This is a genomic window from Dyella sp. 05T440 (assembly GCF_056395965.1).
This window is the reverse complement of record NZ_JBFTKN010000002.1, coordinates 84,449-109,042: the sequence shown is the minus strand read 5'-3', so window position 1 is coordinate 109,042 and position 24,594 is coordinate 84,449. Positions and strand designations below refer to the sequence as shown.

Sequence of the window (24,594 nt, the reverse complement as noted above, 5' to 3'; positions counted from 1 at the left end):
GTGAATGGTGAGGGCAGGGGTGGAGCCGGTGGACCATGCTCAGGCGCATGGTGGTCAGGCGATCCACACCATATATGGGCTGTTAGCTGGTTTTCAGCAGGTTGGGCTGTATCTCGTTGACTTTGCTGCAACTGCGCAAAGGTGGTCTGCTTGCGCGGCGTCGCGGGAATGTGAAAACGGCCTGCCCATCTTGGTTATAATCCTTCGGGTTTGCTGGCGACTTGCATCAGTCATTCGCTCCATCCCTTGCGGCGGTTTCCTACGCGCCGACTAGGCACGATCGGTAGCGCGGTGTCCGAACCCGGAAGGATGGGGAAGACGCCGGGACGATTCAAGCACTGCCGGCCTTGAGGTTTGCCGGGCCGGGTGCGGCCTGGCGTCGTTGCCACTTAGCTTTCCCACAGGATCCACTCCCCATGCGTATTGGTATTCCCTCCGAAACCAAGACCCTCGAAGGTCGTGTTGCCCTCATTCCCGCCGCTGCTGCCGATCTGGTCCGCCGTGGCCACGAGGTGTTCATCCAGGCCGGCGCGGGCGAAAAGAGCGGCTTCTCCGACGAGGCCTATGCCAAGGTCGGCGTGAAGATCGCCGCCGACGCCGCTGCCCTGTACGAGGCTGGCGAGCTGATCGTGAAGGTGAAGGAGCCGGTTGCCGGCGACCTCGCCCTGCTCAAGAAGCACCACCTGCTGTTCTGCTACCTGCACCTGGCTGCCGAGCCGGCGCTGACCAAGAGCCTGCTCGACATCGGCCTGACCGGCGTGGCGTTCGAGTCGGTGGAAGAGAACGGCGGCCTGCCGCTGCTGCTGCCGATGTCGGTGATCGCCGGCCGCATCGCCACCCAGATCGGCACCACGCTGCTGCATCGTCCGCAGGGCGGCAAGGGCAAGCTGCTGGGCGGCATGGCCTCCACCCCGCGTGGCAAGGTCGTGGTGCTGGGCGCCGGCGCTGCCGGTGGCAACGCCGCTGCACTGGCCGCCGCTGCCGGCGCCAACGTGGTGGTGTTCGACAAGCGCCAGGATCGCCTGGCCGAGATGATGGCCATGGGCCCGAACGTCACCGCGCTGTACGCCTATGAGTCCTCGGTGGCCGAAGAAGTCGCCACGGCTGACCTGGTGGTCGGCGCCGTGCTGATCCCCAGCGCCAAGGCGCCGCGCGTGGTCACCGAAGAGATGGTCAAGACCATGGAGAAGGGCAGCGTGCTGGTGGATATCTCCATCGACCAGGGCGGCTGCTTCGAGACCTCGCGTCCGACCACCTGGAAGGAGCCGACCTATGACGTGCATGGTGTAACCCACTTCTGCGTCACGAATATGCCGGGTGCCGTGCCGCAGACCTCGTCGGTGGCGATTTCTGCCGCTATCCTGCCGTATGTGCAGCGTCTGGCCGCCGGCAACGAATGGCGCCAGTTCGAACCGCTGCGCGGGGGCATCAACGTCGACGGCGGCGAGCTGGTTCATCCGGCGCTCAAGGGCATGATCTAAGGTCTTGCCTGCCGTTTAGGCGGATGTTGTACCGTCCGGCCGCCCTCTGGCGGCCGGACTCACGCTTGAAGACAGGATAAGGATCACGGTGCCGCGTACCGCGAACGTCAAGAAAGACAAGCAAGAGCGCGAAGGCCTCAGTGAAGAACTGAAGCGCCGTTTGCGCGAGGCCGGGGCGCTGCTGCTGCTGCCGCTGGCGCTGTATCTATTGGTCTGCCTGTTCAGCTACAACGACCAGGACCCCAGCTGGGGGCATGCGGGCACGGCCGAGCACGCGCGTAACTTCGGCGGCGAGATCGGCGCGAATATCGCCAATGTGCTGCGCTACATCTTTGGCCTGATTTCCTATTTCTTCCCGTTGCTGCTTCTCTTCCTGGGCGTGCAGGTGCTGCGCCATCGCGGCGAGCGCACCGTGCAGCCGTGGGAGCCGTCGCTGCGCCTGATTGGTTCGGTGTTTTTCTTCATCACCGCGCCGGCGCTGCTTTATCTCAATTTCAACGATGAGCCGATCCTGCCCCAGGGCGTGGGCGGCATCATCGGCATGTGGGTGGGTCGCGGCCTGCTGCATGCGCTGGGCGACAAGGGTGCGCCGCTGTTGCTGCTGGCGATGTTCCTGATCGCGGTGACGCTGGCAACGGGCCTGTCGTGGTTCAAGGTCGCCGACCTCACCGGTCAGGGCGTGCTCAAGCTCGCCGGCTGGTTTGGCGGCAAGCTGCGCGAGGCGCCCGAAGTGCTGGCCGCCCGCCAGGCGCGCGCCGAGCGCGAGGTCGTCAAGAAGACCGAGGCCGTGAAGCAGGCCAAGCGCGAGCCGGTTCGCATCGAAACCGCACCTGCGCCCGTGGTAAAAAGCGAGCGCGCCAAGCTGGAAACTCAGATTCCGCTGTTCACCGGTGCCTCCGCCCCGGGCGAACTGCCGCCGTTGTCGCTGCTGGACGAAGCGCCGGAGCAGGGCCCGGGTTACTCGGAAGAAACGCTTGAAGTGCTGTCGCGCCAGCTCGAGCTGAAGCTCAAGGATTTCCGCATCGAGGCCAAGGTGGTGGGCGTGTATCCCGGCCCGGTCATCACGCGCTTCGAACTGGAGCCCGCGGCCGGCGTGCGCGGTTCGCAGGTGTCGAGCCTGGACAAGGACATCGCGCGCGGCCTCTCGGTGGTCAGTGTGCGCGTGGTCGACGTGATCCCAGGCAAGAACGTCATCGGCCTGGAAATTCCCAACGCCAAGAAACAGATCGTCTATCTCTCCGAGATCCTGCGCTCCGATAAATACGATGCGATGAAGTCGCCGCTGGCGCTGGCGCTGGGCAAGGACATCGGCGGCCGCCCGGTGGTGGCCGACCTGGCCAAGATGCCGCATTTGCTGGTGGCCGGTACCACGGGCTCGGGCAAGTCGGTGGCCGTGAACGCCATGGTGTTGAGCCTGCTGTACAAGGCCAGCGCCAAGGACGTGCGCATGATCATGATCGACCCGAAGATGCTGGAGCTTTCGGTCTACGAAGGCATCCCACATCTGCTGGCGCCGGTCGTGACCGACATGAAGGAAGCCGCCAACGCGTTGCGCTGGTGCGTGGCCGAGATGGAGCGCCGCTACAAGCTGATGGCAGCGGTGGGCGTGCGCAATCTCGCCGGCTTCAACAAGAAAGTGAAGGACGCCGAGAACGCCGGCCAGCCGCTGCTCGACCCGCTGTTCCGCCCGAACCCGGACATGCCGAACCTCGCGGCCGAGCCGCTGGAGCCGCTGCCGTATATCGTGATCATCATCGACGAGTTTGCCGACATGATGATGATCGTCGGCAAGAAGGTCGAAGAGCTGATCGCGCGCCTCGCCCAAAAGGCTCGTGCGGCGGGCGTGCATCTGGTGCTCGCCACGCAGCGTCCGTCGGTGGATGTGATCACCGGCCTGATCAAGGCCAATATCCCCACCCGTATCGCGTTCCAGGTGTCGAGCAAGATCGACTCGCGCACGATTCTCGATCAGTCCGGCGCTGAAGCGCTGCTCGGTCACGGCGACATGCTGCATCTGCCGCCGGGCACTGCGACGCCCGAGCGCGTGCACGGCGCCTTCGTGGACGATCACGAGGTGCATGGCGTGGTGAACTGGCTGCGTTCGCAGGGCGCGCCGCAATACATCGAAGGCGTGCTGGAAGAGGTCCAGGCCACCTCCGACGGCAAGTTCATCAACGACTCCGGTCTGCCGCAAGAGGGCGAAGAAGGTGGTGGCGATGCCGAGGCGCAGCTCTATGATCGCGCCGTGCGCATCGTGACCGAGACGCGCCGCGCTTCGATCTCTGGCGTGCAGCGCCACCTGCGCATCGGCTACAACCGCGCCGCCCGCCTGATCGAGCAGATGGAGCAGGATGGCGTGGTGAGTGCGCCCCAGCACAACGGCAACCGCGAAGTGCTTGCACCTCCGCCGCCGAAGAATTGATGGCTCGTCATTCCGGCGTACGGCGGAATGACGAACAAAAAACGTCTTGCCGTTAAGCCTTCACGCACCACAATTCCCACTCGCCGCCCCATTCGAAAAGCGCCCATGAAACGCCTGCTACTCATCGCCACCGCTGTCGCCGCGTTTTCCCTCAGCAGCCTCGCCATGGCCGCCGGCCCGGCCCGCGCCAAGCTCGATGCCTTTGCCGGCGACCTGCACTCGCTCACCGGCAAGTTCTCGCAGACGCTGAAAGATGCCAACGGCAACTCGGGCAAGACCAGCAACGGCACGCTCGCGCTGCAGGCGCCGCGCCAGTTCCGCTGGGAAACGCTGGCCCCGTCCAAGCAGACCATCGTCGCCGACGGCAGCCGTGTGTGGTTGTACGACCCGGACCTGGAGCAGGTCACGGTGCGCGTGCAGAGCTCCGAGGAATCGCATAGCCCGCTGACCGTACTCACCGACGTGAAGCAGATGGACAAGGACTTCAACGCCGTCGAGCAGGGCGACCACGATGGCCTGAGCTGGCTGCGCCTTACCTCCAAGGCCAAGGATCCGCAGTTCGACTACGCCGACCTGGGCTTCGATGCGAATGGCCTGGCGCGCATGATTTTTCGTGACCAGCTGGGCGCCGTCACGGACATTCGTTTTTCGGGTTGGCAGCGCAACGTGCCGATCCCGCCGGAGACCTTCAACTTCGTGCCGCCCCAGGGCGCCGACGTGATCGGCGACCTGCCGGTGATCCAGACGCAGCCGATCAAGAACTGAGCGCGCTGTGCTGCGCCAGCTCCCGCGCTGGGCTTGGGTGGGCGGCGGCCTGCTCGCGCTCGGTGCGGGCTGCATCAACGTGGTGGGCTATCTGTGTTTCCGCCATCAGCCGATCACCCATCTCACCGGCACCAGCACGGAATTCGGCCTGGCGCTGGCGCGTGGCGATGCGGGCGAGATAACGCATTGGGGACTGGTGATCCTGGCGTTCTTGCTGGGCGCCATGCTCAGTGGATTTATCGTGCAACAGGGCGCGCTGCGGCTCGGGCGGCGCTACGGCGTCGTGTTGATGCTGGAGTCGGCGCTGCTGTTTGCCGCCACGCCGTTGATTCATGGCGGCCACGATCTTGGCTTGTACCTCGCCTCGGCGGCGTGCGGACTGCAGAACGCCATGGTCAGCACGTATAGCGGCGCCACGGTGCGTACTACGCATCTGTCGGGCATCTTCACCGACCTGGGCATCTATCTCGGCCATCGATTGCGTGGCCTCGAGGTCGACTCCCTGCGCATCAATATCTGCCTGCTGGTGGCGAGTCATTTCATCGTGGGTGCCACGCTCGGCGCGCTCGGCTTCATGGTCTGGCAGGAGCGTGTGCTGCTGGCGCCGGCCACGCTCACCGGTGTGGTCGGCCTGGGTTATGCCATCTACCGGCATCGGCACTTCGACTGACGGCTGGGCGCCGAGCACGTGTTACTGGGCAGCCACGACCCGATTGCGTCCGCTGTTCTTGGCCTCGTACAGCACGCCATCGGCACGCGTCAGCCACTGCGACAGCGTCTCGCCGGCATGGTACGCGGCCACGCCGATGCTCACGGTGACTTCGATGGGCTGCCCCTCATAGGTCAACGGCTGTTCCGCAACCGCGGCGCGTATGCGTTCGGCTATCAGCATGCCTTGCTCGAGTGAGCTTTCCGACAGGCAGGCCACCAGCTCTTCGCCGCCGTAGCGGCCCACGCAATCGCTGTCGCGGCACTGCTGCTGCATGATTTGACTCACATGGCGGATCACCGCGTCGCCGGCGAGATGGCCGTGGGTGTCATTGATGCGCTTGAACCGGTCCAGATCCAGCAGTGCGATGCAGGCGCTGCCGTCGCTGGTTTGCGCACGCATTTCCTCGACCAGCTCCAGCAGGCGGCGGCGATTGCAGACGCCAGTCAAGGCGTCCGTATTGGCCAGCTCATCGAGTCGCTTGTTGGCCACCACCAGATCGCGTGTGCGCAGCTCGATCTGGTGCTGCAGCTGCTTGGCCTGGCGTCGCAGATACATGGTGCGCAGCTGGATCACACCGAAGATCGCGGCCAGCGCCAGCAATCCGGCCGCCACCATGGCCGATACCGTTTCGTACCAGCGCGGCTCGGCGCTGACGTCGACGGTCGACTCGATCAGGCGCGGCTGCATGCCATGCGTCTGTGCACGCAGGCGCAGCTTGTAATCGCCGTGGGGCAGGTTGGTGTAGATGGCGGTTGGTAGGCCGCCACGGGGGATGTCGATCCAGCTTTCGTCGAAGCCTTCCATCCGATAGCTGTAGCTGGTTTCGGCGGGCGCCTCGTAATCGAGCAGCGCAAAGTCCACCCGCAGGCTGCGATTGCGCGAACGGATCTTCAGCGATTCGCCGGCGCGCGGCAGTCGCCCATACGACAGTGGCACGCCATTGACGGCGGCATGAGTGATGGCGAGCGGCGGGTCGGGCTGATCGGATGGCTGCCATTGCGGGCGCACTACGGTGAGTCCACCCAATCCTCCAAACAGCAGCTCGCCACCCGGCGCGCGTGCCGCCGCGGCGTAGATGTAACTGGAAATGCGCAGGCCGTCGCGCACGCCCAGGTTGTGCACGGCATGCGTATTGCCGTCGATCATCGCCAGGCCGTTGGACAGGCTGACCCAGGGATTGCCGAAGTCATCCGGCTGCACCGCGTTGATGTTTTCGCTGGGCAGTCCGTTGGCCGAGCCAATGGTGGTGAAGCGATAGGGTTCGCCGGCGCTGTGTGGCTGCAGCATGGCCAGCCCGCCATAGGTGCCGATCCACAGGCCGCCTTGCGGATCCATGGCGATCGAGCTGGCCAGATTATTGGGCAGGCTGGTGTTGTCGCCGGGGCGGTTGAGCAGGTTCTGGAAACCCTTGTTCTGCGTGGTGCTGGTGGCGATGCTGATGCCGCGGCCGGTGACGTACCAAAGGTCGGCGCCGATGCGTGCGATGCGTCGCACCGTGTCGCTGGCCAGGCTGGTCGGGTCGTTCGCGTCGTGGCTGAAATGCGTGAGTGCGTGCGTTCGCGTGTCGTAACGATAAACACCGTCGTACGTGGCGATCAGCAGCCGCTGGCCATCCGGCAGCAGATGCAGCACCGGTTTGTCGTCCAGCTCGGGCACGGCCGAGCCGACGATGGCCAGCGTGTTGGGATCGACACGTGCCAGGCCCTGGGTGCCCACCCAGATAGTGCCATCGGGCATTTCGGCAAACGCCTGCACATCGCGGCGCGTCTGCACGCCGCCCAGTTCGAGATGACGTATGCTGGCGCCGGACAGATCGATCACGTCCACGCGGCCGGCACTCATGCCCAGCCATACGCGTTGCCGGCTGTCGACAAAAATACCGCGCACGTTGGTGTTGGCCAGCGAGCGGTGGTCGCTGGTCGAGGGCAGCAGGGCGAAAGCCTTGCGGGCGTTGGGGTCGTAGCGCGCCACGCCCAGATCGGTCGCTACCCATACGTTTCCGGTGCTGTCCTGTAGCAGTCCGCGCACGGAATCGCCGGGCAACGAGGAAGGCATCGCGGTATCGTGCGCGACCGCGTGCAGGCTATGCGTGGCCACGTCGTACGACAGCACGCCGCCACCATCGGTGGCCATCCACAGCACGTCGCCCGCCAACTCGGTGAAGGCGCGCACGGTCGGGCGGCGCGAACGATCGTGTTGATAGCCGCTGAAGCCGGGTATCGCATGCCATTGGCCCGTTTCATCGCGATACACCGCGCCCGACTGCGTGCTGCCGACCCACAGTCGTCCCTCGCGGTCTTCCAGCAGCGCCCAGATGCCGTCGTTCAACACCACGTCGATGCCGCTGCCGTCCGCCGGTCGATCGGGGCGTTTGAACGCCGTTTCTCCGGTGCGCCGGACGAACAGTCCATTGGTGTTGCCGACCCACAGGTTGCCGGCACGATCCTGTAGCACGCTGAAGCTGCGTTGGGCCATGCCATCGCCCAGCGGGATCGGACTGATGCGGTTGCTGCGCAGGTCCAGGTAATCGATGCCGCGCTCCGTCACGATCCAGATGCCGCGCTGGCCATCGGGCGACATCGCGTAGATCTTGCGGTCGCTGGTGCCGCCCTTGCCCACGGGGTAGGTGTGAAAGGTGTTGTCGAGCGGATTGAAGCGGCTCAGGCCGCCGGCATTGGTACCCACCAGCAGGCTGCCGTCGGGCAGGGTGAGCAGACAGCGCACATAGGCGTCCGGAATATCGGTCTTGCTGCCGCCATTGCCGGTGAATACCTGCATGCGGTAACCGTCGTAGCGCACCAGGCCGGACAACGTGCCGATCCAGATCAGGCCGCGCTTGTCCTGTTCGACCGTGGTGGTGATCGAATGCGGCAGGCCGTCACTTACCCCCAGACGATCGAACCAGGGGATGTCGAACGGCGCCCAGGGGTCGCTGTCGCGTGCCATTCCCAGCGACGGAAGGATCAGCAGGCAAAGCAGGGCAAACGCGCGCAGCGGCTTGCCGCGCCAGGCCGCGGGCAACCACGCGCTCAGCCCGACGTCCTGCTTGCTCGCCCGCCCCATCCCTTGCGCCACGTGCCGACTCCGTCCCGTCGTGTGGGGCACATCATAGCCATGGCGACAGGCGCCGTAGCGGTGGAGCCCGGGTATTTCCGACATGGTTTGCGCGAAAGCCGATATGACAGGCAGGGGATGGCCGATGAAATTGTCTAACAGGCGGCTCGCCGTCTAGGATCCCGAAGATGTCATCCCGGTCCCTGCCATTGCTTCTTCGCCTGCGCCGCCATCGCGGCTTGTGGGCGTTGGTGGTGGCTGTGCTGCTGATCAAGCTGGTCAGCGGGTCCGTATGCCTGGCCGATGGCGGTGAGCGTGATGCCAGCCCGGGGCGTGGCTACGCTGTTGCGTCGGCGGCCATGGTGGTTGCTGCACCTGTGCCTGCGGGTGATGGCGAATGCCTGCTTGGCGAAGGCGCTTCCTGTCATTGCGCCTGTCCCCATGCCGCCGGCTTGCCTAGCCTGGTGATGCTGACCGTGAACGCGCCCGAGGCGCCATTCCTCGTTTCATCCGCACACGCCGGACGCGTGCCCGCCGTCGCGGGCTCCCTGTTGCGACCACCTATCGCCTGACCTCGAACGCCTGTGTTGCGCCCTCCCGGGCGCATTCCTCGTGATCGTTGTCAGGAGATGGTTTCATGTCCGTTTTACGTGCGGCCCTGTTCGGGGCTGCCTGTTTGTTTTCTGTCGCCAACGCGGCGGCGGTGCCGATCAAAGGTGAGCGACCGCTTCCTGCCGCATCGCCCATCGGTGGCGCGATGCAGCTCGTATGGGCTGCCAACCCCGACATCCAGGCGGCTCGCGCCGAGCTGGAGGCGGCCCAGGCGCGGGTACGCGCGGCGGCCCAGCCTGTCTATAACCCCTCGCTGTCGCTCGATGCCGAGAACGCCGACGTCAATCGGCGCACGGCGGGGCTGTCGCTGCCGCTGGATATGTCCGGCAAGCGCCGCGCCCGTACTTCGCAGGCGCAGGCCCAGTGGCGCAGCCGCGAGGCGTCCTATGAAGTGCTGCGGCGGGACATCGCCTCGCGTTGGCTGAAAGCCTGGTCTGCCGCTGCCCTGGCTGCTCGCCAGCGCGAGCTCGGCGAGCGTCGGGTGAGCTTGATGCGGCGATTCGATGCGCTCGCCGCCGACCGCCTCGGTGTCGGCGATATCAGCAGTCCCGAACGCGATCTGGCCGCGCTGGCCCTGGGTGAATCGCAGATCCAGCAGGCTTCGCTGGCGGGTGCCGAGGCGGCGGCGGTGGCCGCGCTCGAGACGGTCGCCGGCGAGGCTGTGACGAAGCCGCCGCTGCCTGCAGGTCTGCCGCCGGCTTCGAACAGCATCTCGCCGATTCCCGTCGAGCAACGGCCGGAGCTGGTGAAGCTGCGCGCTGATGAAGAGTTTGCGCAGGCGGGCATCGACGTGGCGCGGCGCGCGCGTCTGCCCGATCCCACCGTCAGTTTGACCGGTGGACGCGTGTACACCGGCGTCAGGACCGACCAGGTCATCGGCGTCAGCGTGTCCATACCTTTGCCGGTGCTCAACAACGGACGCGCGGAAATCGACGCCGCACTCGCGGAAGCCGGGGCGGCTGCCGCCTTGACGCGCTCGCAGCAACTGGCGAGCCGCGCCTCGCTGCGTGAAGCGCAATCGCGTTACGACGCCTTGCTCGCTGCTGGCCACGCCTTTCGCCAGGGACGCGCCGCCGCCTTCGACGATCGCACCGCGCTGCTCGAAAAGCTCTGGCGGGCCGGCGAGATCAGCACCTCCGATTACCTCGTCCAGCTGAAGCAAAGTCTCGACACCGCGCTGTCCGCGCTCGCACTGGAAAGCCAGGCCTGGCAGGCCTGGTTCGACTACCTCGTCGCCGCCGGTCGCCTGACCGACTGGCTGGATGGCCGCACACAGGATGTATCTCCATGAATCATCTTTTCCGACGCGCCTCCTGCGCGCTGCTGTTTTCGCTTGCGATGAGCGCGGCTTTCGCGCAGCAGGCGGCCAATCCGCTGACACTGGATGCCCGTGCCGTGCAGGACGCCGGCATCGTCGTGTCCAGACTCGCTTCGCGCGACCTCGCGGAAGAAATCAAGGCGCCTGGCGAAGTGAAGGTCGATGCGTATTCGACTGTACTGGTGTCGCCGCGCATCGAATCGATGGTGCTGTCGCGCCAGGTGAAGCTGGGCGATGTGGTGAAGGCGGGGCAGCCGCTGGTCACGTTGTCGAGCGTGCAGGTTGCGGAAACCCAGGGTGCGCTCATCGTCGCCGAGCAGGAATGGCGCCGCGTCTCCGCGCTGGGGCCGCAAGCTGTCTCCGCCCGCCGCTACACGGAAGTGCAAGTGCAGCGCGACCAGGCGCGCGCTCGCTTGCGCGCCTACGGTCTGTCCGATGCGCAAATCCAGGGCGTACTGCGCGCCGGCTCGGCCAAGGCTGACGGGAGTTATGCCTTGCTCTCGCCGACGGATGGACGCATCACTACTGACCAGTTCCTCGTGGGTGAGCGCGTCGATGCGGGGCGCGCGTTGTTCACCGTGGTGAAAGAGGACTCGGTATGGGTCGAGGCGCAGATGCCGCCGTTCGAAGCGGAGCGCGTGGCCACAGGCGCCGCGGCACGCATCCTCATTCACCGGCAAAGCCTGCCCGGCAAGGTCGTACAGCGTTCGCACCAGACGGATGAAAAGACCCGCACGGTAGCCGTGCGCATTGCCGTGGACAACAGCCGCGACCTGCTGCACCCGGGAGAGCTCGTCGATGCTCGCGTTGCCGTGTCTGGACGCAGCGCACTCGCGGTGCCCGCCGAAGCCGTGGTGCTGTTGCAGAACCAGTCCACTGTCTTCGTCGTCGCCAGCGGCCAGGCGTTCGAGCCGGTAGCCGTGCAGACAGGCGAAAACCGTGACGGCTGGGTGGAGATACGCCAAGGCCTCAAGCCCGGCGCGTCCTACGTCAGCAAGGGCGCGTTCGCGCTCAAGGCGCGCCTGCTTCGCTCGCAACTGGGAGAAGACTGATGCTCGCGCGTCTCGTCGAACTCTCTTTACGCTACAAGCTGCTGGTGCTGATCGCTTTCGCAGTAATTGCTGCGCTCGGCTATCAGGCGCTGCGCAAGCTGCCCATCGATGCCTTTCCCGATGTCACGCCGGTGCAGGTCAACGTGTACACCGAGGCCCCTGGACTGGCCGCGGAAGATGTGGAGTCGCTGCTCACCACGCCGGTGGAGTCCGCGCTCGCCGGTCTTCCGAAAGTGGACGAGGTACGCTCGGTCAGTCTGTTCGGGCTGTCCTATGTGTCCGTGTATTTCAAAGACGACATGGACATCTACTTCGCCCGCCAGCTCGTCAATGAGCGTCTGCAGCAGGTGGGCGATCGCTTGCCTGCAGGCTATGGCAAGCCCGAAATGGGCCCCAATACCTCAGGCCTCGGCCAGGTGTTCTGGTACACCGTGGAGCGTGCCGAAGAGACCCTGAAGGGATCCCCCAGCGACAGCGACCTGCGCACGCTGCAGGACTGGAGCATCCGCCTGATGCTGCGCACCGCCGCTGGTGTCGATGATGTGACGTCGTGGGGCGGGCAACAAAAGCAATATCAGCTGCGCATCGACCCGATGAAGCTGATTGCGCACGGCCTGGGCTTCAAGCACGTGATCGAGGCCTTGCAGGCGAACAACGCGCAAGTCGGCGGCAACTTCGTCGATGTCGGGCGCGAGCAGTATCTCGTACGCGGTCTGGGGCTGGTGCAGAGCGCGCGTGACATCGAGCAGATCGTGCTCAAGACCGAAGACGGCACACCTGTCTACGTGCGCGACGTGGCCACAGTGGACGAGGCCGGCGCGCCGCGCACCGGCGCCGTGACACGCGACGGCAAGGAAGTGGTGATGGGGCAAGCGCTGTCGCGCATTGGCGAAAACGCCAAGAGCGTGGTGGATGCCGTAAAGGGCAAGCTCGCCACTGTGCAGCAAGCCTTGCCCGCCGGCGTGGTGGTCAAGCCGGTCTACGAGCGTACCGATCTGGTTAACAAGGCGGTGGGTACGGCGGTGCGTGCGCTGGTGGAAGGTTCGATCCTGGTGGCGATCGTGCTGTTCCTGTTTCTCGGCGAGTTGCGCAGCGCGCTGGTGGTAGTCGTCACCTTGCCGTTGGCCATGCTGATCGCCTTCATCTGCATGGAGCAGGCGGGTCTATCGGCCAACCTGATGTCGCTCGCGGGGCTGGCCATCGGCATTGGCATGATGGTCGATGGTGCGGTGGTGATGGTGGAGAACGCCTTCCGCCTGATGGCCGAGCGCAAGGCGCATGGCTTGCCTGTGGACCGCAGTGCCGCCGTGCTTGCTGCGGCGAAGGAAGTGGCGAGCCCGATCGCGTTCGCCATTGTCATCATCATCGTGGTGTTCCTGCCGCTGTTCAGTCTGCAAGGGCTGGAAGGCAAGATGTTCAAGCCGATGGCTTTCAACATCAGCTTCGCGATGGCCGGTTCGCTGGTGCTGGCCCTGACCCTTGTTCCGGTACTCGCTGCGCTGGCGCTCAAGCCCAAGGACGAGCGCGATACGCGCCTCGTGGCCTTCCTGAAGAAACACTACGGCGTCGTGCTGGCATGGGCGCTGCGTCGACGTCGCTGGGTGCTGGGCATGGCCGGCGGTGCGTTATTGGGCAGCCTCGCGTTGTTTCCCTTCCTCGGCAAGGAGTTCATGCCGAACCTCAAGGAGGGCGCGATCATGTGGCGCATCACTTCCATTCCTTCCGCGTCGCTGGATGAATCCATCGACCTCTCGCGACAAGTGGCCACGCGCATCAAGGCCTCGTTTCCCGAGGTGGAAACCACGCTTGCGATGATCGGTCGGGCGGAGAAGGGCGAGACAGCGGATGTGAACTACATGGAGGTCTACACGCCGCTCAAGCCACGCGATCGATGGCGCAAGGGACAGACGCTGGAAAGCATCGAAGCGGACATGCAGCGCGAACTTTCCGAGGCGTTGCCGACGGCCGTGGTGAGTTACACCCAACCGATCCAGATGCGTATCGAGGAGCTGATCTCCGGCGTGCGCGCCACGCTGGCATTGAAGCTCTACGGGGAAGACTTGGGCGAACTCGATCGCCTGAGCGCCCGAATCAAGGATGTGCTGGGCGGCGTGCCGGGCGTAGCCGACCTGGCCCTGGAGCCCAATATGGGCAAGCCGCAGATACGCGTCAGCGTGGATCGCGATGCGCTCGCGCGTTACGGCCTCAACGCCGACGACGTGCTCGCCGTGGTTCGCAACGGCATCGGTGGCGAGCCGGTGAGTACGCTGATCGATGGCGTGAAGCGGTTCGACATCGCCGTCCGCCTGAACGAGAGTGACAAACGATCCCTGCAGGCGATCCAGCGCATTCCGATCCAGGCACCAGGTGGCGCCATCGTGCAGTTGTCACAGGTCGCCGAGGTCACCGAGGCAGAGGGTTATTCCTTTATCCGGCGCGAGCAACTGCAACGCTATGCGGTGATCCAGATGGATGTGCGCGGTCGCGATATCGATGGCTTCGTACAGGAAGCGAATGCGGCACTCGCACAGAAAGTGAAGCTGCCGACGGGCTATTACACTGAATGGGGCGGTGCGTTCGAGAATCAGCAGCGCGCCTTGAAGCGGTTGTCGCTGATCGTGCCGGCCACGATCTTCTTCATCTTCATTCTGCTCTACACGGCATTCAACTCGACGAAGTACGCGGCGTTGATTCTCGCAAACGTGCCGTTCGCCACCATCGGCGGCATCTTGGCGCTGGCGATCTCCGGGCAATACCTCTCGGTGCCTTCCGCGATCGGCTTTATCGCCGTGTTTGGCGTGGCCATGTTGAACGGCATCGTGCTGGTGAGCTTTCTCAACGAGCAGCGCGCCAAGGGCATGGCTGTGCGTGAGGCCGTGCTGCGCGGCACGGCACTGCGTCTGCGGCCGGTGCTGATGACGGCCAGCGTGGCGATCCTTGGCCTCCTGCCCATGCTGCTTTCCAGTGGCGTGGGCGCGGAAACGCAGCGGCCGCTGGCAACGGTGGTGGTGGGCGGGCTGATCACCTCGACCCTGCTGACCTTGCTGTTGTTACCCGTGCTTTACGACTGGATGGAACAACGGGCGCAGTCGCGCCGCAGCCATCCCTAGGACTGTTCCTACTGCCATGGGTGACACGGCGGCGGCAAGTCCGTCCGTGTCACACTGACGCCATGACAACCCGGCGTGGCTGGAGATGGATGGTCATGGTTTTTCTATGGATAGTGATAGGTGCAGTGCTGGGCGGGCTGGCCTCCGAAGGCGGCCTTGCGGGCATCGTTGGCGGTGCGGCCGTGGGATTGATCTGGGGCAGGCAGCTGCAGTTGTCCCGCGAGCTGAAAAGCCTGCGTGCGCAACTCAACGAAGCCAGGCCCTCGCCGACGGTTGCCGCTGAGCGACCGTGGGTGACTGCCCAGGAGGCGCGCGAGGCAGTGCAAGAGCCGCCACCGGCGACGACTGTGGTTGCCGCTCCTCCGCCGGTTCCAACAGCAGCGGCCCCTGCGCCCGTGGGACCCGCCGCATGGCCTGCGGCTGACCCGACGCCTCGCGCTCCATCGACGCCGTCTGCGCTGGACCGCCTGACCAGCCGCGTGTGGCGCTGGTTCACCGAAGGCAACGTGCCGGTGAAGATCGGCATGCTGGTGTTGTTCGCCGGCGTGGCGGCCTTGCTCAAGTACGCCGCGGATGCAGGCATGCTGCGCGTGCCCATTGGTTTGCGCGTGGCGATGGTGGCGCTGGCCGCCGTGGCAGGACTCGCCTTTGGCTGGAAGAAGCGCGAGAGCCAGCGTGTCTTCGCGCTATCGGTGCAGGGCGGCGCGATCGGCGTGCTGGTGATGACGGTGTTTGCCGCGTTCCGTCTCTACGACCTGCTGCCTGCGGGCGCCGCGTTCGCCTTGTTGATCGTGCTGGTGGCCGGCGTGGGCGTGCTTGCCGTAATGCAGGACGCATTGGCGCTGGCCGTGCTTGGCCTGCTGGCCGGATTTGCGGCGCCCATCCTGGTGTCCACTGGCAATGGCAGCCACGTGGCCTTGTTCAGTTACTACGCCGTGCTCAACCTCGCCATCCTGGGCATCGCGTGGAAACGTTCGTGGCGCGTGCTGAACCTGCTGGGTTTTATCGCAACTTTCGGCGTAGGCACGGCCTGGGGCGTGCTTCGCTACGAGCCCGCGCTGTTTGCCAGCACCGAGCCGTTCCTGGTGCTGAATTTCCTGTTCTATCTGGTCATTCCCTGGCTGCACGTGGTGCGCGCGCCGGTGGATCGGCGCCTGGTGATCGATGGCTGCCTGATGTTCGGCAATCCGCTGATCAGCCTGTTGCTGCAAGGCGCGCTGTTGCATTGGGATGGCAAGGCGCTGGCAATGTCCACGCTGGTGGCAGCAGTGATTTACCTGGGCGTGGCCTATGTCTCGCGTCGCCAGCCGGCCATGCGTCTGCTGCGCGATACCTGGGCGGTGCTGGCCGTGGCACTTGCCACGCTAACCGTGCCGCTCGCACTGCGCGCCGATGTGACTGGCAGCATCTTCGCGCTCGAAGGTGCCGGCCTGATCTGGCTGGGCTTGCGTCAGCAGCGATGGCTGGCCACGTGGAGCGGCGTCGCGCTGCAACTGTTCGCCGGGTTTGCCTTGCTGATCGACCAGTTCATGCATGGCGGCTATGGCGCGTTGCCGGTGCTCAATCGCGAATTCATCAGTGCGCTGATGATCGTGCTCGCGGGCTTCGCCAGCAGCGGTCTGTTGTCGCGATGGAGTGCGGGGCGCGTGCTGTATCGCGTGTTCTCATTGGTGATGTTCGCCTGGGCGCTGCTCTGGTGGTTGGCCGCCAGCGCGCAGGAGATCGTGCATTTCGTACCGGATACGAATCTGTTTGCGGCCTGGATGGCGTGGCTCGCATTCACCGCATGGGCACTTGCCGAAGCGGCGCGCTATCGCTCTACGGCGGAACTCGGCGCGGCACTGGTATGGACGCCAGTGGCCTTCATGGCCGCCATGCTGCTGCTCATTCTGATGGCCGCGGGCTTTCACCAGCAGCCATGGCGCGGCTGGAATCTGCTCTCCGTGCTGTTCGCAGCCATCCTTGGTTGGCGCACGTTGCTCAACTTGCGCGACACCTCATGGGCAGGCGCTGCGGCGCACGGGCTGTGGCTATGGCGATGGATCCTGCTGGCAGCGGTGGGCGTGGCGGTGGCCGTGGATCGGCTGCGCTGGTTGTCCGATAGCTGGGTGATGCTGCTGAGTTTTGCGCCGCTGCTCATTGCGTTTGCGGTGTCGCACGCGCGGCCCCGCCTGATCGCAGCGCCCATGGAAAACGTCATGCCCTTGTGGCTGGCGCCGCTGAAGTATTCGCTACTCGCGGTACTTGGATTGGTCGGTTGCGTGGCCTTGTTCCATGCAGGCGACGCAACGCCCTTGCACTACGTGCCGCTGGTCAATCCGCTGGAGATGCTGCTGCTGTTGATCGCTCTCGCTTATGCAGCGTGGCTGGCCGAGCCATCGCTGCCTGCACTGTTGCAGCGCAGTCGCGGCCCCGTGCTGGGCGGCATCGTGCTGGCACTCGCTACCAGCTTCACCTTGCGTGCAGTCCATCAACTAGGCGGCGTGCCATGGGGTAGGGAGCTGGTCGATTCGAGCGTCACCCAGATGTCGCTCACCTTGGTATGGAGCGTGTTGGGCCTGTTTGCCTGGGTGTGGGGTTCGCGGCATGGCCATCGCCTGTTCTGGCTGGCGGGTGCGGTGCTCATGGGCGTCGTGCTGGCCAAGCTGATCCTTATCGACCGTCGTCAGCTGGGCAACCTGTTCGGTATCGGTTCGTTTATCGCCTTCGGCCTGTTGTGCAGCGTGATTGGATACCTGGCGCCGGCTCCGCCGCGCCGCTCATCGTCGATGGAGGAGACCGGGCATGCGCCTTGATATGCGTTGGATCGCACTCGCCCTGATGTTGCCCGTGGCGACGGCCCGGGCAGACAGCAATGTGGATTACGCCTATGCGTTTGCGCTGGATACGAAAGCATCGGGCGAGGCCTATCGGGTGACACTCACACCGGAGGTGTATGCCTCCGTCAATCCCAATGCCGATCTGCATGATCTGATCGTGGTCAACGCACTCGGCCGGCCGGTGCCGTTCGCGCCGCTGCCGCCCTCGCCACCCATCAGTCGTCCCTTCGAGGCGATGGCGCGGATGCTGCCGTTGCCGGTGTCGGCCGCCTTGGCCGATAGCGTCAAAGTGGAGCGCAATACCGATGGCGGCATCGTCATCAGCCAGACCGACCGCGCCGCTCCGGTGCAACATCCGGATGCATGGTTGATCGACGCGGGCCGCACGATCAGCCTTGATCAGCTCGCGCTTGATCCGGCCTCGCTGAGCGAGGATTTCCAGCTTCATCTGACGGTGGAAGGCAGCAACGATCTGCGGCAGTGGAACCTGCTCGCATCGGACCTCAGCCTGACCCGCGTGCACGGCGAGCAGGACGAAGTCGAGCAGCTGGCGGCGGAGGTGGCGAGCAGCGATGCGTATCGCTATTTTCGCGTGCGCCTTGCTGACGGCCAGGTGGATTGGAGCGCAGGCCACGCGCCCATCGCCAAACTGTCCGGCAGCATCACTGACGTCGCCGCCGAGCGCGCGTCGAAATTGCAGTGGCTGGTGGCCAAGGCAAGCGGGCAGGGCGCGGCCGACTACGACTACGCGTTGCCTGCGGCGCTACCGGTGGAGTCGGTAGTCGTTGCGTTGCCTGCAGCCAACAACGCCGCCCGCGTGCATGTGCTGGTGCAGGGCGCCGGCGCGTCCCCGTGGATGGAAGTGGCGGCACTCGATCTGGTTCGCGCTGGCGGCAAGAGTGGCGAGGTCACGGCCACCATCGGCGAGCGCAACGTGAAGCAGCTGCGCGTGCACAGCGACACGCCGCTCGCTGGCGCGCCCGCGGTGCGCGTGGGCTGGTTGCCTGCGCAATACGTATGGCTTCCCGAAGGCAGCGCGCCCTATCGATTGCTGGCGGGCAGCTACGCAGCGCGACGTGGCGACTATCCGGTGGGTGAGGCCTTGAGCCGCTTGCGCAGCCAACGCGGCGAGGAATGGCAGCCGCCCGTGGCACAACTGGGGCCGCGCATGGACGAGGCCGGCCCTTCAGCCCTGAACGCGCCGAAGGTCCCTTACGACTGGACCAAGCCCTTGCTGTGGGTAGTCCTGACGCTGGGCGCGCTGGTGGTGGCAGGCATGGCCTTCAGCCTGCTGCGCCAGGGCCGCGAGGACGCGCCGAAATCCTGATGCGATCGGGGGCATGCCGCCCCCATGGCCCGATGTCCTAGAATGCCCGGCATGTCACGCAGCGATATGTTCGATGCGCCGGGCCTGTTTGCCGAGCCCGACGATCTCAAACCCCTGGCCGAACGCATGCGGCCGCGCACCCTGGATGAAATCGTGGGCCAGCAACGCGTGCTGGCTCCCGGCAAGGCGCTGCGCCGTGCGCTGGAAGCGGGCCGCGTCCATTCGATGATCCTGTGGGGCCCGCCCGGTTGCGGCAAGACCACGCTGGCCTTGCTGGTGGCGCGCTACGCCGATGCGGATTTCCGCGCCATCTCCGCCGTGATGTCGGGCCTGCCCGATGTGCGCAAGGCGCTGGCCGAGGCCGAGGTGAATTTTGCGCAGGGTCGTCGCACGGTGTTGTTCGTGGACGAGGTGCACCGCTTCAACAAGGCCCAGCAGGATGCCTTCCTGCCGCATATCGAACGCGGCGTGATCATCTTTGTTGGCGCCACCACCGAAAACCCTTCGTTCGAGCTCAACTCCGCCTTGCTGTCGCGCTGCCGCGTGCATGTGCTGGAAGCCGTCACGGTGGACGACATCGTGATGGCGCTCAAGCGCTCACTCGAAGACAACGAGCGCGGCCTGGGCAGCATGCAGCTCGATGTCGCCGACGAATCGCTCAAGCTGATCGCCCAGGCCGCCGATGGCGACGTGCGCCGCGCGCTCACGCTGCTGGAAATTGCGTCGGAACTGGCCGAAGACCACCGCATCGACGACACCACGCTCACCCAGGTGCTGGCCGATCGCACGCGCCGCTTTGACAAGGGCGGCGAGCAGTTCTACGACCAGATCTCGGCGCTGCACAAATCGGTGCGCTCGTCCGATCCGGATGCGGCCGTGTACTGGCTGACGCGCATGCTCGATGGCGGCGTCGATCCGCTTTACCTCGCGCGCCGCATGACGCGCATGGCCGTGGAAGACGTCGGCCTCGCCGAGCCGCGCGCCTGGCGCATGGCGCTGGATGCGTGGGACACCTATGAGCGCCTCGGCAGTCCCGAAGGCGAGCTGGGTCTGGCGCAGCTCGCCATCTGGCTGGCCATCGCGCCCAAGAGCAACGCCGCCTACAAGGCCTACAACGCCGCCCGCGCCGTGGTGCAGCAGACCGGCACGCTCGACGTGCCGATGCATCTGCGCAATGCACCCACCAAGCTGATGAAAGGCCTGGGCTACGGGCAGGGCTATCAGTACGACCACGACAGCGAAGGCGGCGTCGCGCTCGATCAGCAATGCCTGCCCGATGCGCTGGACGGCACCGTGTTCTACGAGCCGGTCGATCGCGGTCTGGAAGTGAAGCTGCGCGAGAAGCTGCTCAGCCTGCGCGAAGCGCGACGCAAGGCGCGCGGCGAATAAACCCACCCTCCGGTACGTGGAGTTGAATCATGTCCATCACTTGGTATTTCGACTTCATCTCCCCGTTTGCCTGGTTGCAGTGGCCCAAGGTGAAACTGCTGGCGGCGTCTCGGCCGGTAACGTTGCGACCCATCGTGTTCGCCGGCGTGTTGGAGCGGCACGGCCAGAAAGGTCCGGCGGAAATCCCGGGCAAGCGTGAATTCACCTATCGCCATGCGCTGTGGCGCGCACGCCAGAACGGCCAGCCGCTGCGTTTTCCGCCGGCACATCCGTTCAATCCGTTGGCTGCGCTTCGGCTGTGCATCGCGGCCGGCAGCACGGTGGCGGCGACGGATGCGATCTTCGACTGGATATGGGCCCAGGGAAATGCGGGCGACAGCATCGCCGCACTGGCGTCGGTAGCCGCTCGTCTGGGCATCGCCGACCCAACGACCGCCATCGCCGATCCCGCCGTGAAGGCGCAGTTGCGCTCCAATTTCGACGAGGCCATGACTGAGGGCGTGTTCGGCGTGCCCACGCTGTCGCTGGATGGCCGTCTGTTCTGGGGCGAGGACGCGCACGCCTTTGCCTTGGCCTGCCTGGACGATCCCTCGCTGTGGGACGAGCCGGAGATGCATCGCCTGGGCGCGCTGCCGGTCGGCGTCTCCCGCACCGGCTGATCCCGTCGCCGTCGCTGCTGCGACCGACCTTGCGGCGCCCCGCACGGCGGGCATAGATTCGCCGCACCGTAGGTATCGAGGGAGAGCGAGCCATGCGAGTACTGGTAGCAGCACTGATGGGCGGGATCGTGATGTTTATCTGGGGCGCCGTGGCACATATGGCGCTGGGGTTGGGTGATGTCGGCATGCATCAGCCGGTGGCCGAAGACACGGTGTTAGCCAGCCTGCGGCCCGGATTGGGCGATCAGACCGGCGTCTACATCGTTCCCTCGGTCGACCCGGCCAAAATGCATGACAAGGCCGTGATGGAGGCCTATTCGGCCAAGACCAAGACAGCGCCCTATGCCTTCATCGTCTACATGCCCCAGGGCGAAGACCTCTCCGACATGAGCGGCCAGCTGCCGCGGCAATGGGCGTCGGACACCTTGTCCGCGCTCGCACTGGCCTTCGTGATGGGCCTGGCCGCCTTCAGCTTCATGACGCGCCTGAGCATCGCCCTGGCCGCCGCCGTGTTCGCCTGGCTGAGCACCCTGGTGCCGTACTGGAACTGGTACCGCTTCCCCACCAACTTCACCCTGGCCGCCCTGATCGAACAAGTCGTCGGCTGGCTCCTCGCCGGTGCGGTGATGGCGTGGTGGCTGGGGAGGAATGGGCGAAGGGTGCACTGATCGTCGCGCACAAAGGGGCGTGATCGGCACGCCCCGTCGCGCACAGGGTGCGCTCCCACAAAGGCGGGCCCCTACAGGGCGACCTGTCTGGGGTGCTCCCGCAACCCTTGTGGGAGCGCACCCTGTGCGCGACGGGGCGCCCATAATCAACGCCACGGCTGGCCGCCGACACGCTCTCCCATCGGCCTTCCTGGGTCCAGCCACCCCAAAACCCCAACATTGCCCCCCAGCCAGCCCCCCAGCGATAATCCAAGGTTCCAAGCCCCACATCTGGATTGATCATGCTGGACCCCGCACTGCTGCGTTCGCGCCTGGCCGAAACCGCCGCGCGCCTCAAGGACACCCGTGGCTACGAACTCGACGTGGTCGCCATCGAGGCGCTGGAGAGCCAGCGCAAGCAGTTGTCCACCGAGACGCAGGAGCTGCAGAACCTGCGCAATACGCGGTCCAAGGCGATCGGCCAGGCCAAGGCCAAGGGTGAAGACGTCGCCCCGCTGATGGCCGAAGTCGCCGGCATCGGCGACAAGCTCAAGGCCAACGAGCACGCCCTGACCGACGTGCAGGCCAAGCTCGCCGACATCGCGCTCGGCATCCCCAATATCCCGCACGAGTCCGTGCCGCTGGGCAACGACGAAACCCAGAACGCCGAGCAGCTGCGCTGGGGCACGCCGCGCACGTTCGATTTCCCGGTAAAGGATCACGTCGACCTCGGCGCCCGCCACGGTTGGCTCGATGCCGACGCCGGCGCCAAGCTGTCCGGCGCGCGCTTCACCGTGCTGCGCGGCCAGCTCGCCCACCTGCATCGCGCACTCGCCCAGTTCATGCTCGACCTGCAGACCGGCGAGCACGGCTACCTCGAATGCAACGTGCCGCTGATCGTCAACGCCGACACCATGAAGGGCACCGGCCAGCTGCCGAAGTTCGAGGACGACCTGTTCTCCACCGAGGTCAACGAGAGCAAGCGCTACCTGATTCCCACCGCCGAAGTGGCGCTCACCAACCTCGTCGCCGACAGCATCATCGAAGCGGACGCACTGCCGATGCGCCTCACCGCGCACTCCATGTGCTTCCGCGCCGAAGCGGGCAGCTACGGCCGCGACACGCGCGGCATGATCCGCCAGCACCAGTTCGAAAAAGTCGAAATGGTGCAGATCGCCGCGCCCGAACACTCGCACGCCCAGCTCGAAGAAATGGTCGGCCACGCAGAGAAAGTGCTGCAGCTGCTGAACCTGCCGTACCGCAAGGTGCTGCTGTGCACCGGCGACATGGGCTTCTCGGCCATCAAGACCTACGACATGGAAGTGTGGCTGCCCAGCCAGAACACCTACCGCGAAATCTCCTCGTGCTCCAACTGCGGCGACTTCCAGGCCCGCCGCATGCAGGCCCGCTGGCGCAACCCGGCCACCGGCAAGCCCGAACTGGTGCACACGCTCAACGGCTCCGGCCTGGCCGTGGGCCGCACCCTGGTCGCCGTGATGGAGAACTACCAGAACGCCGACGGCTCCATCACCGTGCCCGAGGTGCTGCGCCCGTACCTGCGCAACCTCACGCAGATCGCCTGAGGCACCGGACATGAGCATCCAGCGCTGGGACAAAGTGGAACTCGCCGCCAGCTACACCTTGCTGGTGATCCTGGCGACCGAACTGCTCACCCGTCTCGGCCTGGTCACCATGTTCCCCATGGCCACGGTGGACCTGGTGCTCAGCGCCATCGCCACCGTGCTGGTGGTGGGCTCCTTCTGGTTCGCCCGCCACAGCCGCAACCTCCGCTTCGCCATCATCGCCTTCGCCTCTGCGACGCAGCTGGTACCGATGGTGATCCGCCAACCGATCCTGTTACTCCCGCTGCTTGGGGCCGCCATTCCGGTCGCCATCATGCTGTGGGCGATGATTGCCTTGTCGAAAAAAGGGCAGGGAGCTGCACCGCATTCCTGATAGGATGACGACCCGCACAGCTCGTCATTCCTGCGAAAGCAGGAATCCAGTGCCTTAACGGCGCAACCCGAGCACACAAAACACGGAGAGATGGCCGAGCGGTTTAAGGCAGCAGTCTTGAAAACTGCCGTAGGTGTAAGCCTACCGTGGGTTCGAATCCCACTCTCTCCGCCAGAAATGAAAACGCCCCCGCATGGGGGCGTTTTCGTTTCTGATGGACAGACTGGGTGAGAACCCACCCGGGTCCGACAAATTTGTCCGGAACAAATTTGGACAGCCGTAGGCTGGCCCTGGAGCGCGAAGCGCGGAAGGGTTGGGTGCATGGATGCACCCAACAATCCCACCCGTCCACAAAACTTCAGTCAAGCTTTCCAACACCAGAGTCAAACAGCGTCGGTCGACAGAAAAGTGCACTCTGACCCTGGTTTTATCATCGACTATTCCCGCGGCTCCCCTTAAGCGGACGGATGGCCGGACAGCTATGATAGGCGGGCGAGAGGCGCTGACATGACGACGAGCTCACGGATCGAATGGACCGAGCAAACCTGGAACCCGACCATCGGGTGCACGAAGGTCTCTCCGGGCTGTAAGCACTGCTATGCCGAGACGCTTGCCCGTCGCCTGCAGGCAATGGGCCTGGACGCCTACCGCAATGGCTTCCGGCTGAATCTGCTACCCGACCGGCTTGACGAGCCCACGCGGCGGAAGAAGGCGACCATATATTTCGTCAACTCGATGAGCGACCTGTTTCACGAGCGCATCCCGGACAGTTTTCTCGACCAGGTGATGGCCGTCATTGCCAGCACGCCTCAGCATCGATACCAGATCCTGACCAAACGGCACGAGCGCCTGGCTAAATACTTCGCGACCCGATCCGTGCCCTCCAACGTGTGGCTGGGCGTGTCGGTGGAGAATCGCCGCCATGGCGTACCGCGCATCGACGCGCTGCGCAATATCCCTGCGAAGATCCGCTTCCTCTCCTGCGAGCCTCTCCTGCAGGACTTGGGTGACCTAGATTTGACCGGGATCCATTGGGTTATCGTCGGTGGTGAGTCCGGGCCGAAGGCGAGGCCCATGAGCCCAGAATGGGCGCGCGCGATTCATAGACAGTGCGACGCGCAGGGCTCGACCTTTTTTTTCAAGCAGTGGGGCGGCTGGGGTGCCGACGGCAAACGCCGCTCGAAGAAGGCCAACGGGCGGGAACTCGACGGCCGGCAATGGAATGGTATGCCCGACGCGGTGGCGGCCGCTGCGTTGTAACGCACATAGCA

General features: G+C 65.2%; 17 protein-coding genes and 1 tRNA gene. 17 read left to right on the top strand and 1 reads right to left on the bottom strand.

Annotated elements, in window-relative coordinates:
- The first annotated feature begins 416 nt into the window (after window positions 1-416).
- The 4 genes from ald (at window position 417) to AC1DE1_RS02215 (ending at window position 5,338) form a co-directional block, all read left to right on the top strand.
- Window positions 417-1,481 carry an alanine dehydrogenase gene (gene ald / locus AC1DE1_RS02230; protein ID WP_046971678.1) on the top strand — a complete coding sequence of 355 codons (1,065 nt, stop codon included), beginning with the start codon at window positions 417-419 and terminating at the stop codon, window positions 1,479-1,481.
- 88 nt (window positions 1,482-1,569) lie between these two features.
- Window positions 1,570-3,903, top strand: coding sequence for a DNA translocase FtsK (locus tag AC1DE1_RS02225; RefSeq protein WP_477175688.1), 2,334 nt, complete (start codon window positions 1,570-1,572; stop codon window positions 3,901-3,903).
- Window positions 3,904-4,008: 105 nt separating this feature from the next.
- Window positions 4,009-4,668, top strand: coding sequence for an outer membrane lipoprotein periplasmic chaperone LolA (lolA, locus tag AC1DE1_RS02220; RefSeq protein WP_477175687.1), 660 nt, complete (start codon window positions 4,009-4,011; stop codon window positions 4,666-4,668).
- A 7-nt stretch (window positions 4,669-4,675) separates the two neighbouring features.
- Window positions 4,676-5,338, top strand: coding sequence for a YoaK family protein (locus AC1DE1_RS02215; protein ID WP_477164117.1), 663 nt, complete (start codon window positions 4,676-4,678; stop codon window positions 5,336-5,338).
- Between the two features lie 21 nt (window positions 5,339-5,359).
- Here the strand turns inward: AC1DE1_RS02215 and AC1DE1_RS02210 are convergent, their stop codons facing one another.
- Window positions 5,360-8,455, bottom strand: coding sequence for a ligand-binding sensor domain-containing diguanylate cyclase (locus tag AC1DE1_RS02210; protein WP_477178884.1), 3,096 nt, complete (start codon window positions 8,453-8,455; stop codon window positions 5,360-5,362).
- A gap of 167 nt (window positions 8,456-8,622) precedes the next feature.
- On the opposite strand from AC1DE1_RS02210, the gene AC1DE1_RS02205 reads away from it, so the two are divergent.
- From AC1DE1_RS02205 to AC1DE1_RS02145, 13 genes are all read left to right on the top strand, one after another.
- Window positions 8,623-9,006, top strand: coding sequence for a hypothetical protein (locus tag AC1DE1_RS02205; protein WP_477175685.1), 384 nt, complete (start codon window positions 8,623-8,625; stop codon window positions 9,004-9,006).
- A 185-nt stretch (window positions 9,007-9,191) separates the two neighbouring features.
- Complete coding sequence (locus AC1DE1_RS02200; protein ID WP_477175910.1) at window positions 9,192-10,337, top strand: TolC family protein; 1,146 nt, start codon at window positions 9,192-9,194, stop codon at window positions 10,335-10,337.
- A complete protein-coding gene (locus AC1DE1_RS02195) occupies window positions 10,334-11,416 on the top strand; it encodes an efflux RND transporter periplasmic adaptor subunit (protein ID WP_477175684.1) in 1,083 nt (360 codons plus the stop codon). The genes AC1DE1_RS02200 and AC1DE1_RS02195 overlap by 4 nt, the downstream gene beginning before the upstream one ends.
- Window positions 11,416-14,526, top strand: a complete 3,111-nt coding sequence (locus AC1DE1_RS02190) for an efflux RND transporter permease subunit (protein ID WP_477175683.1) — start codon at window positions 11,416-11,418, stop codon at window positions 14,524-14,526. Before AC1DE1_RS02195 ends, AC1DE1_RS02190 begins: the two co-directional genes overlap by 1 nt.
- Window positions 14,527-14,621: 95 nt before the next feature.
- Window positions 14,622-17,321 carry a DUF2339 domain-containing protein gene (locus tag AC1DE1_RS02185; protein WP_477178883.1) on the top strand — a complete coding sequence of 900 codons (2,700 nt, stop codon included), beginning with the start codon at window positions 14,622-14,624 and terminating at the stop codon, window positions 17,319-17,321.
- Window positions 17,311-18,672 carry a DUF3999 family protein gene (locus AC1DE1_RS02180; protein WP_477175681.1) on the top strand — a complete coding sequence of 454 codons (1,362 nt, stop codon included), beginning with the start codon at window positions 17,311-17,313 and terminating at the stop codon, window positions 18,670-18,672. Before AC1DE1_RS02185 ends, AC1DE1_RS02180 begins: the two co-directional genes overlap by 11 nt.
- Window positions 18,673-18,714: 42 nt before the next feature.
- Complete coding sequence (locus AC1DE1_RS02175) at window positions 18,715-20,061, top strand: replication-associated recombination protein A (protein ID WP_477175680.1); 1,347 nt, start codon at window positions 18,715-18,717, stop codon at window positions 20,059-20,061.
- A 26-nt stretch (window positions 20,062-20,087) separates the two neighbouring features.
- Window positions 20,088-20,720, top strand: a complete 633-nt coding sequence (locus tag AC1DE1_RS02170; protein ID WP_477175909.1) for a DsbA family protein — start codon at window positions 20,088-20,090, stop codon at window positions 20,718-20,720.
- A gap of 92 nt (window positions 20,721-20,812) precedes the next feature.
- Window positions 20,813-21,388: a hypothetical protein gene (locus AC1DE1_RS02165; protein ID WP_477175679.1), complete on the top strand. Its 576-nt coding sequence runs from the start codon at window positions 20,813-20,815 to the stop codon at window positions 21,386-21,388.
- Window positions 21,389-21,669: 281 nt separating this feature from the next.
- The gene (gene serS / locus AC1DE1_RS02160; RefSeq protein ID WP_477175678.1) at window positions 21,670-22,950 is read left to right on the top strand and encodes a serine--tRNA ligase; all 1,281 of its coding nucleotides are present in this window, start codon (window positions 21,670-21,672) and stop codon (window positions 22,948-22,950) included.
- 10 nt (window positions 22,951-22,960) lie between these two features.
- Window positions 22,961-23,323 (top strand): LrgA, encoded by a 363-nt coding sequence (locus tag AC1DE1_RS02155; RefSeq protein ID WP_477175677.1) that lies wholly within the window; start codon window positions 22,961-22,963, stop codon window positions 23,321-23,323.
- Window positions 23,324-23,407: 84 nt separating this feature from the next.
- Window positions 23,408-23,497 (top strand) — tRNA-Ser (locus tag AC1DE1_RS02150).
- A 333-nt stretch (window positions 23,498-23,830) separates the two neighbouring features.
- Entirely contained in the window at window positions 23,831-24,583 is a 753-nt protein-coding gene (locus tag AC1DE1_RS02145; protein ID WP_477175661.1) for a DUF5131 family protein, read from the top strand.
- The last annotated feature ends 11 nt before the right edge of the window (window positions 24,584-24,594 follow it).

Excerpts from the sequence above, each read along its gene's own strand:
- AC1DE1_RS02165 (WP_477175679.1), top strand. The coding sequence starts at position 20,813 with ATGCGAGTACTGGTAGCAGCACTGATGGGCGGGATCGTGATGTTTATC.
- serS (WP_477175678.1), top strand. The coding sequence starts at position 21,670 with ATGCTGGACCCCGCACTGCTGCGTTCGCGCCTGGCCGAAACCGCCGCG.
- AC1DE1_RS02200 (WP_477175910.1), top strand. The coding sequence starts at position 9,192 with ATGCAGCTCGTATGGGCTGCCAACCCCGACATCCAGGCGGCTCGCGCC.
- ald (WP_046971678.1), top strand. The coding sequence starts at position 417 with ATGCGTATTGGTATTCCCTCCGAAACCAAGACCCTCGAAGGTCGTGTT.
- AC1DE1_RS02155 (WP_477175677.1), top strand. The coding sequence starts at position 22,961 with ATGAGCATCCAGCGCTGGGACAAAGTGGAACTCGCCGCCAGCTACACC.
- AC1DE1_RS02195 (WP_477175684.1), top strand. The coding sequence starts at position 10,334 with ATGAATCATCTTTTCCGACGCGCCTCCTGCGCGCTGCTGTTTTCGCTT.
- AC1DE1_RS02205 (WP_477175685.1), top strand. The coding sequence starts at position 8,623 with ATGTCATCCCGGTCCCTGCCATTGCTTCTTCGCCTGCGCCGCCATCGC.
- AC1DE1_RS02175 (WP_477175680.1), top strand. The coding sequence starts at position 18,715 with ATGCCCGGCATGTCACGCAGCGATATGTTCGATGCGCCGGGCCTGTTT.
- lolA (WP_477175687.1), top strand. The coding sequence starts at position 4,009 with ATGAAACGCCTGCTACTCATCGCCACCGCTGTCGCCGCGTTTTCCCTC.
- AC1DE1_RS02145 (WP_477175661.1), top strand. The coding sequence starts at position 23,831 with ATGACGACGAGCTCACGGATCGAATGGACCGAGCAAACCTGGAACCCG.
- AC1DE1_RS02190 (WP_477175683.1), top strand. The coding sequence starts at position 11,416 with ATGCTCGCGCGTCTCGTCGAACTCTCTTTACGCTACAAGCTGCTGGTG.
- AC1DE1_RS02180 (WP_477175681.1), top strand. The coding sequence starts at position 17,311 with ATGCGCCTTGATATGCGTTGGATCGCACTCGCCCTGATGTTGCCCGTG.
- AC1DE1_RS02185 (WP_477178883.1), top strand. The coding sequence starts at position 14,622 with ATGGTTTTTCTATGGATAGTGATAGGTGCAGTGCTGGGCGGGCTGGCC.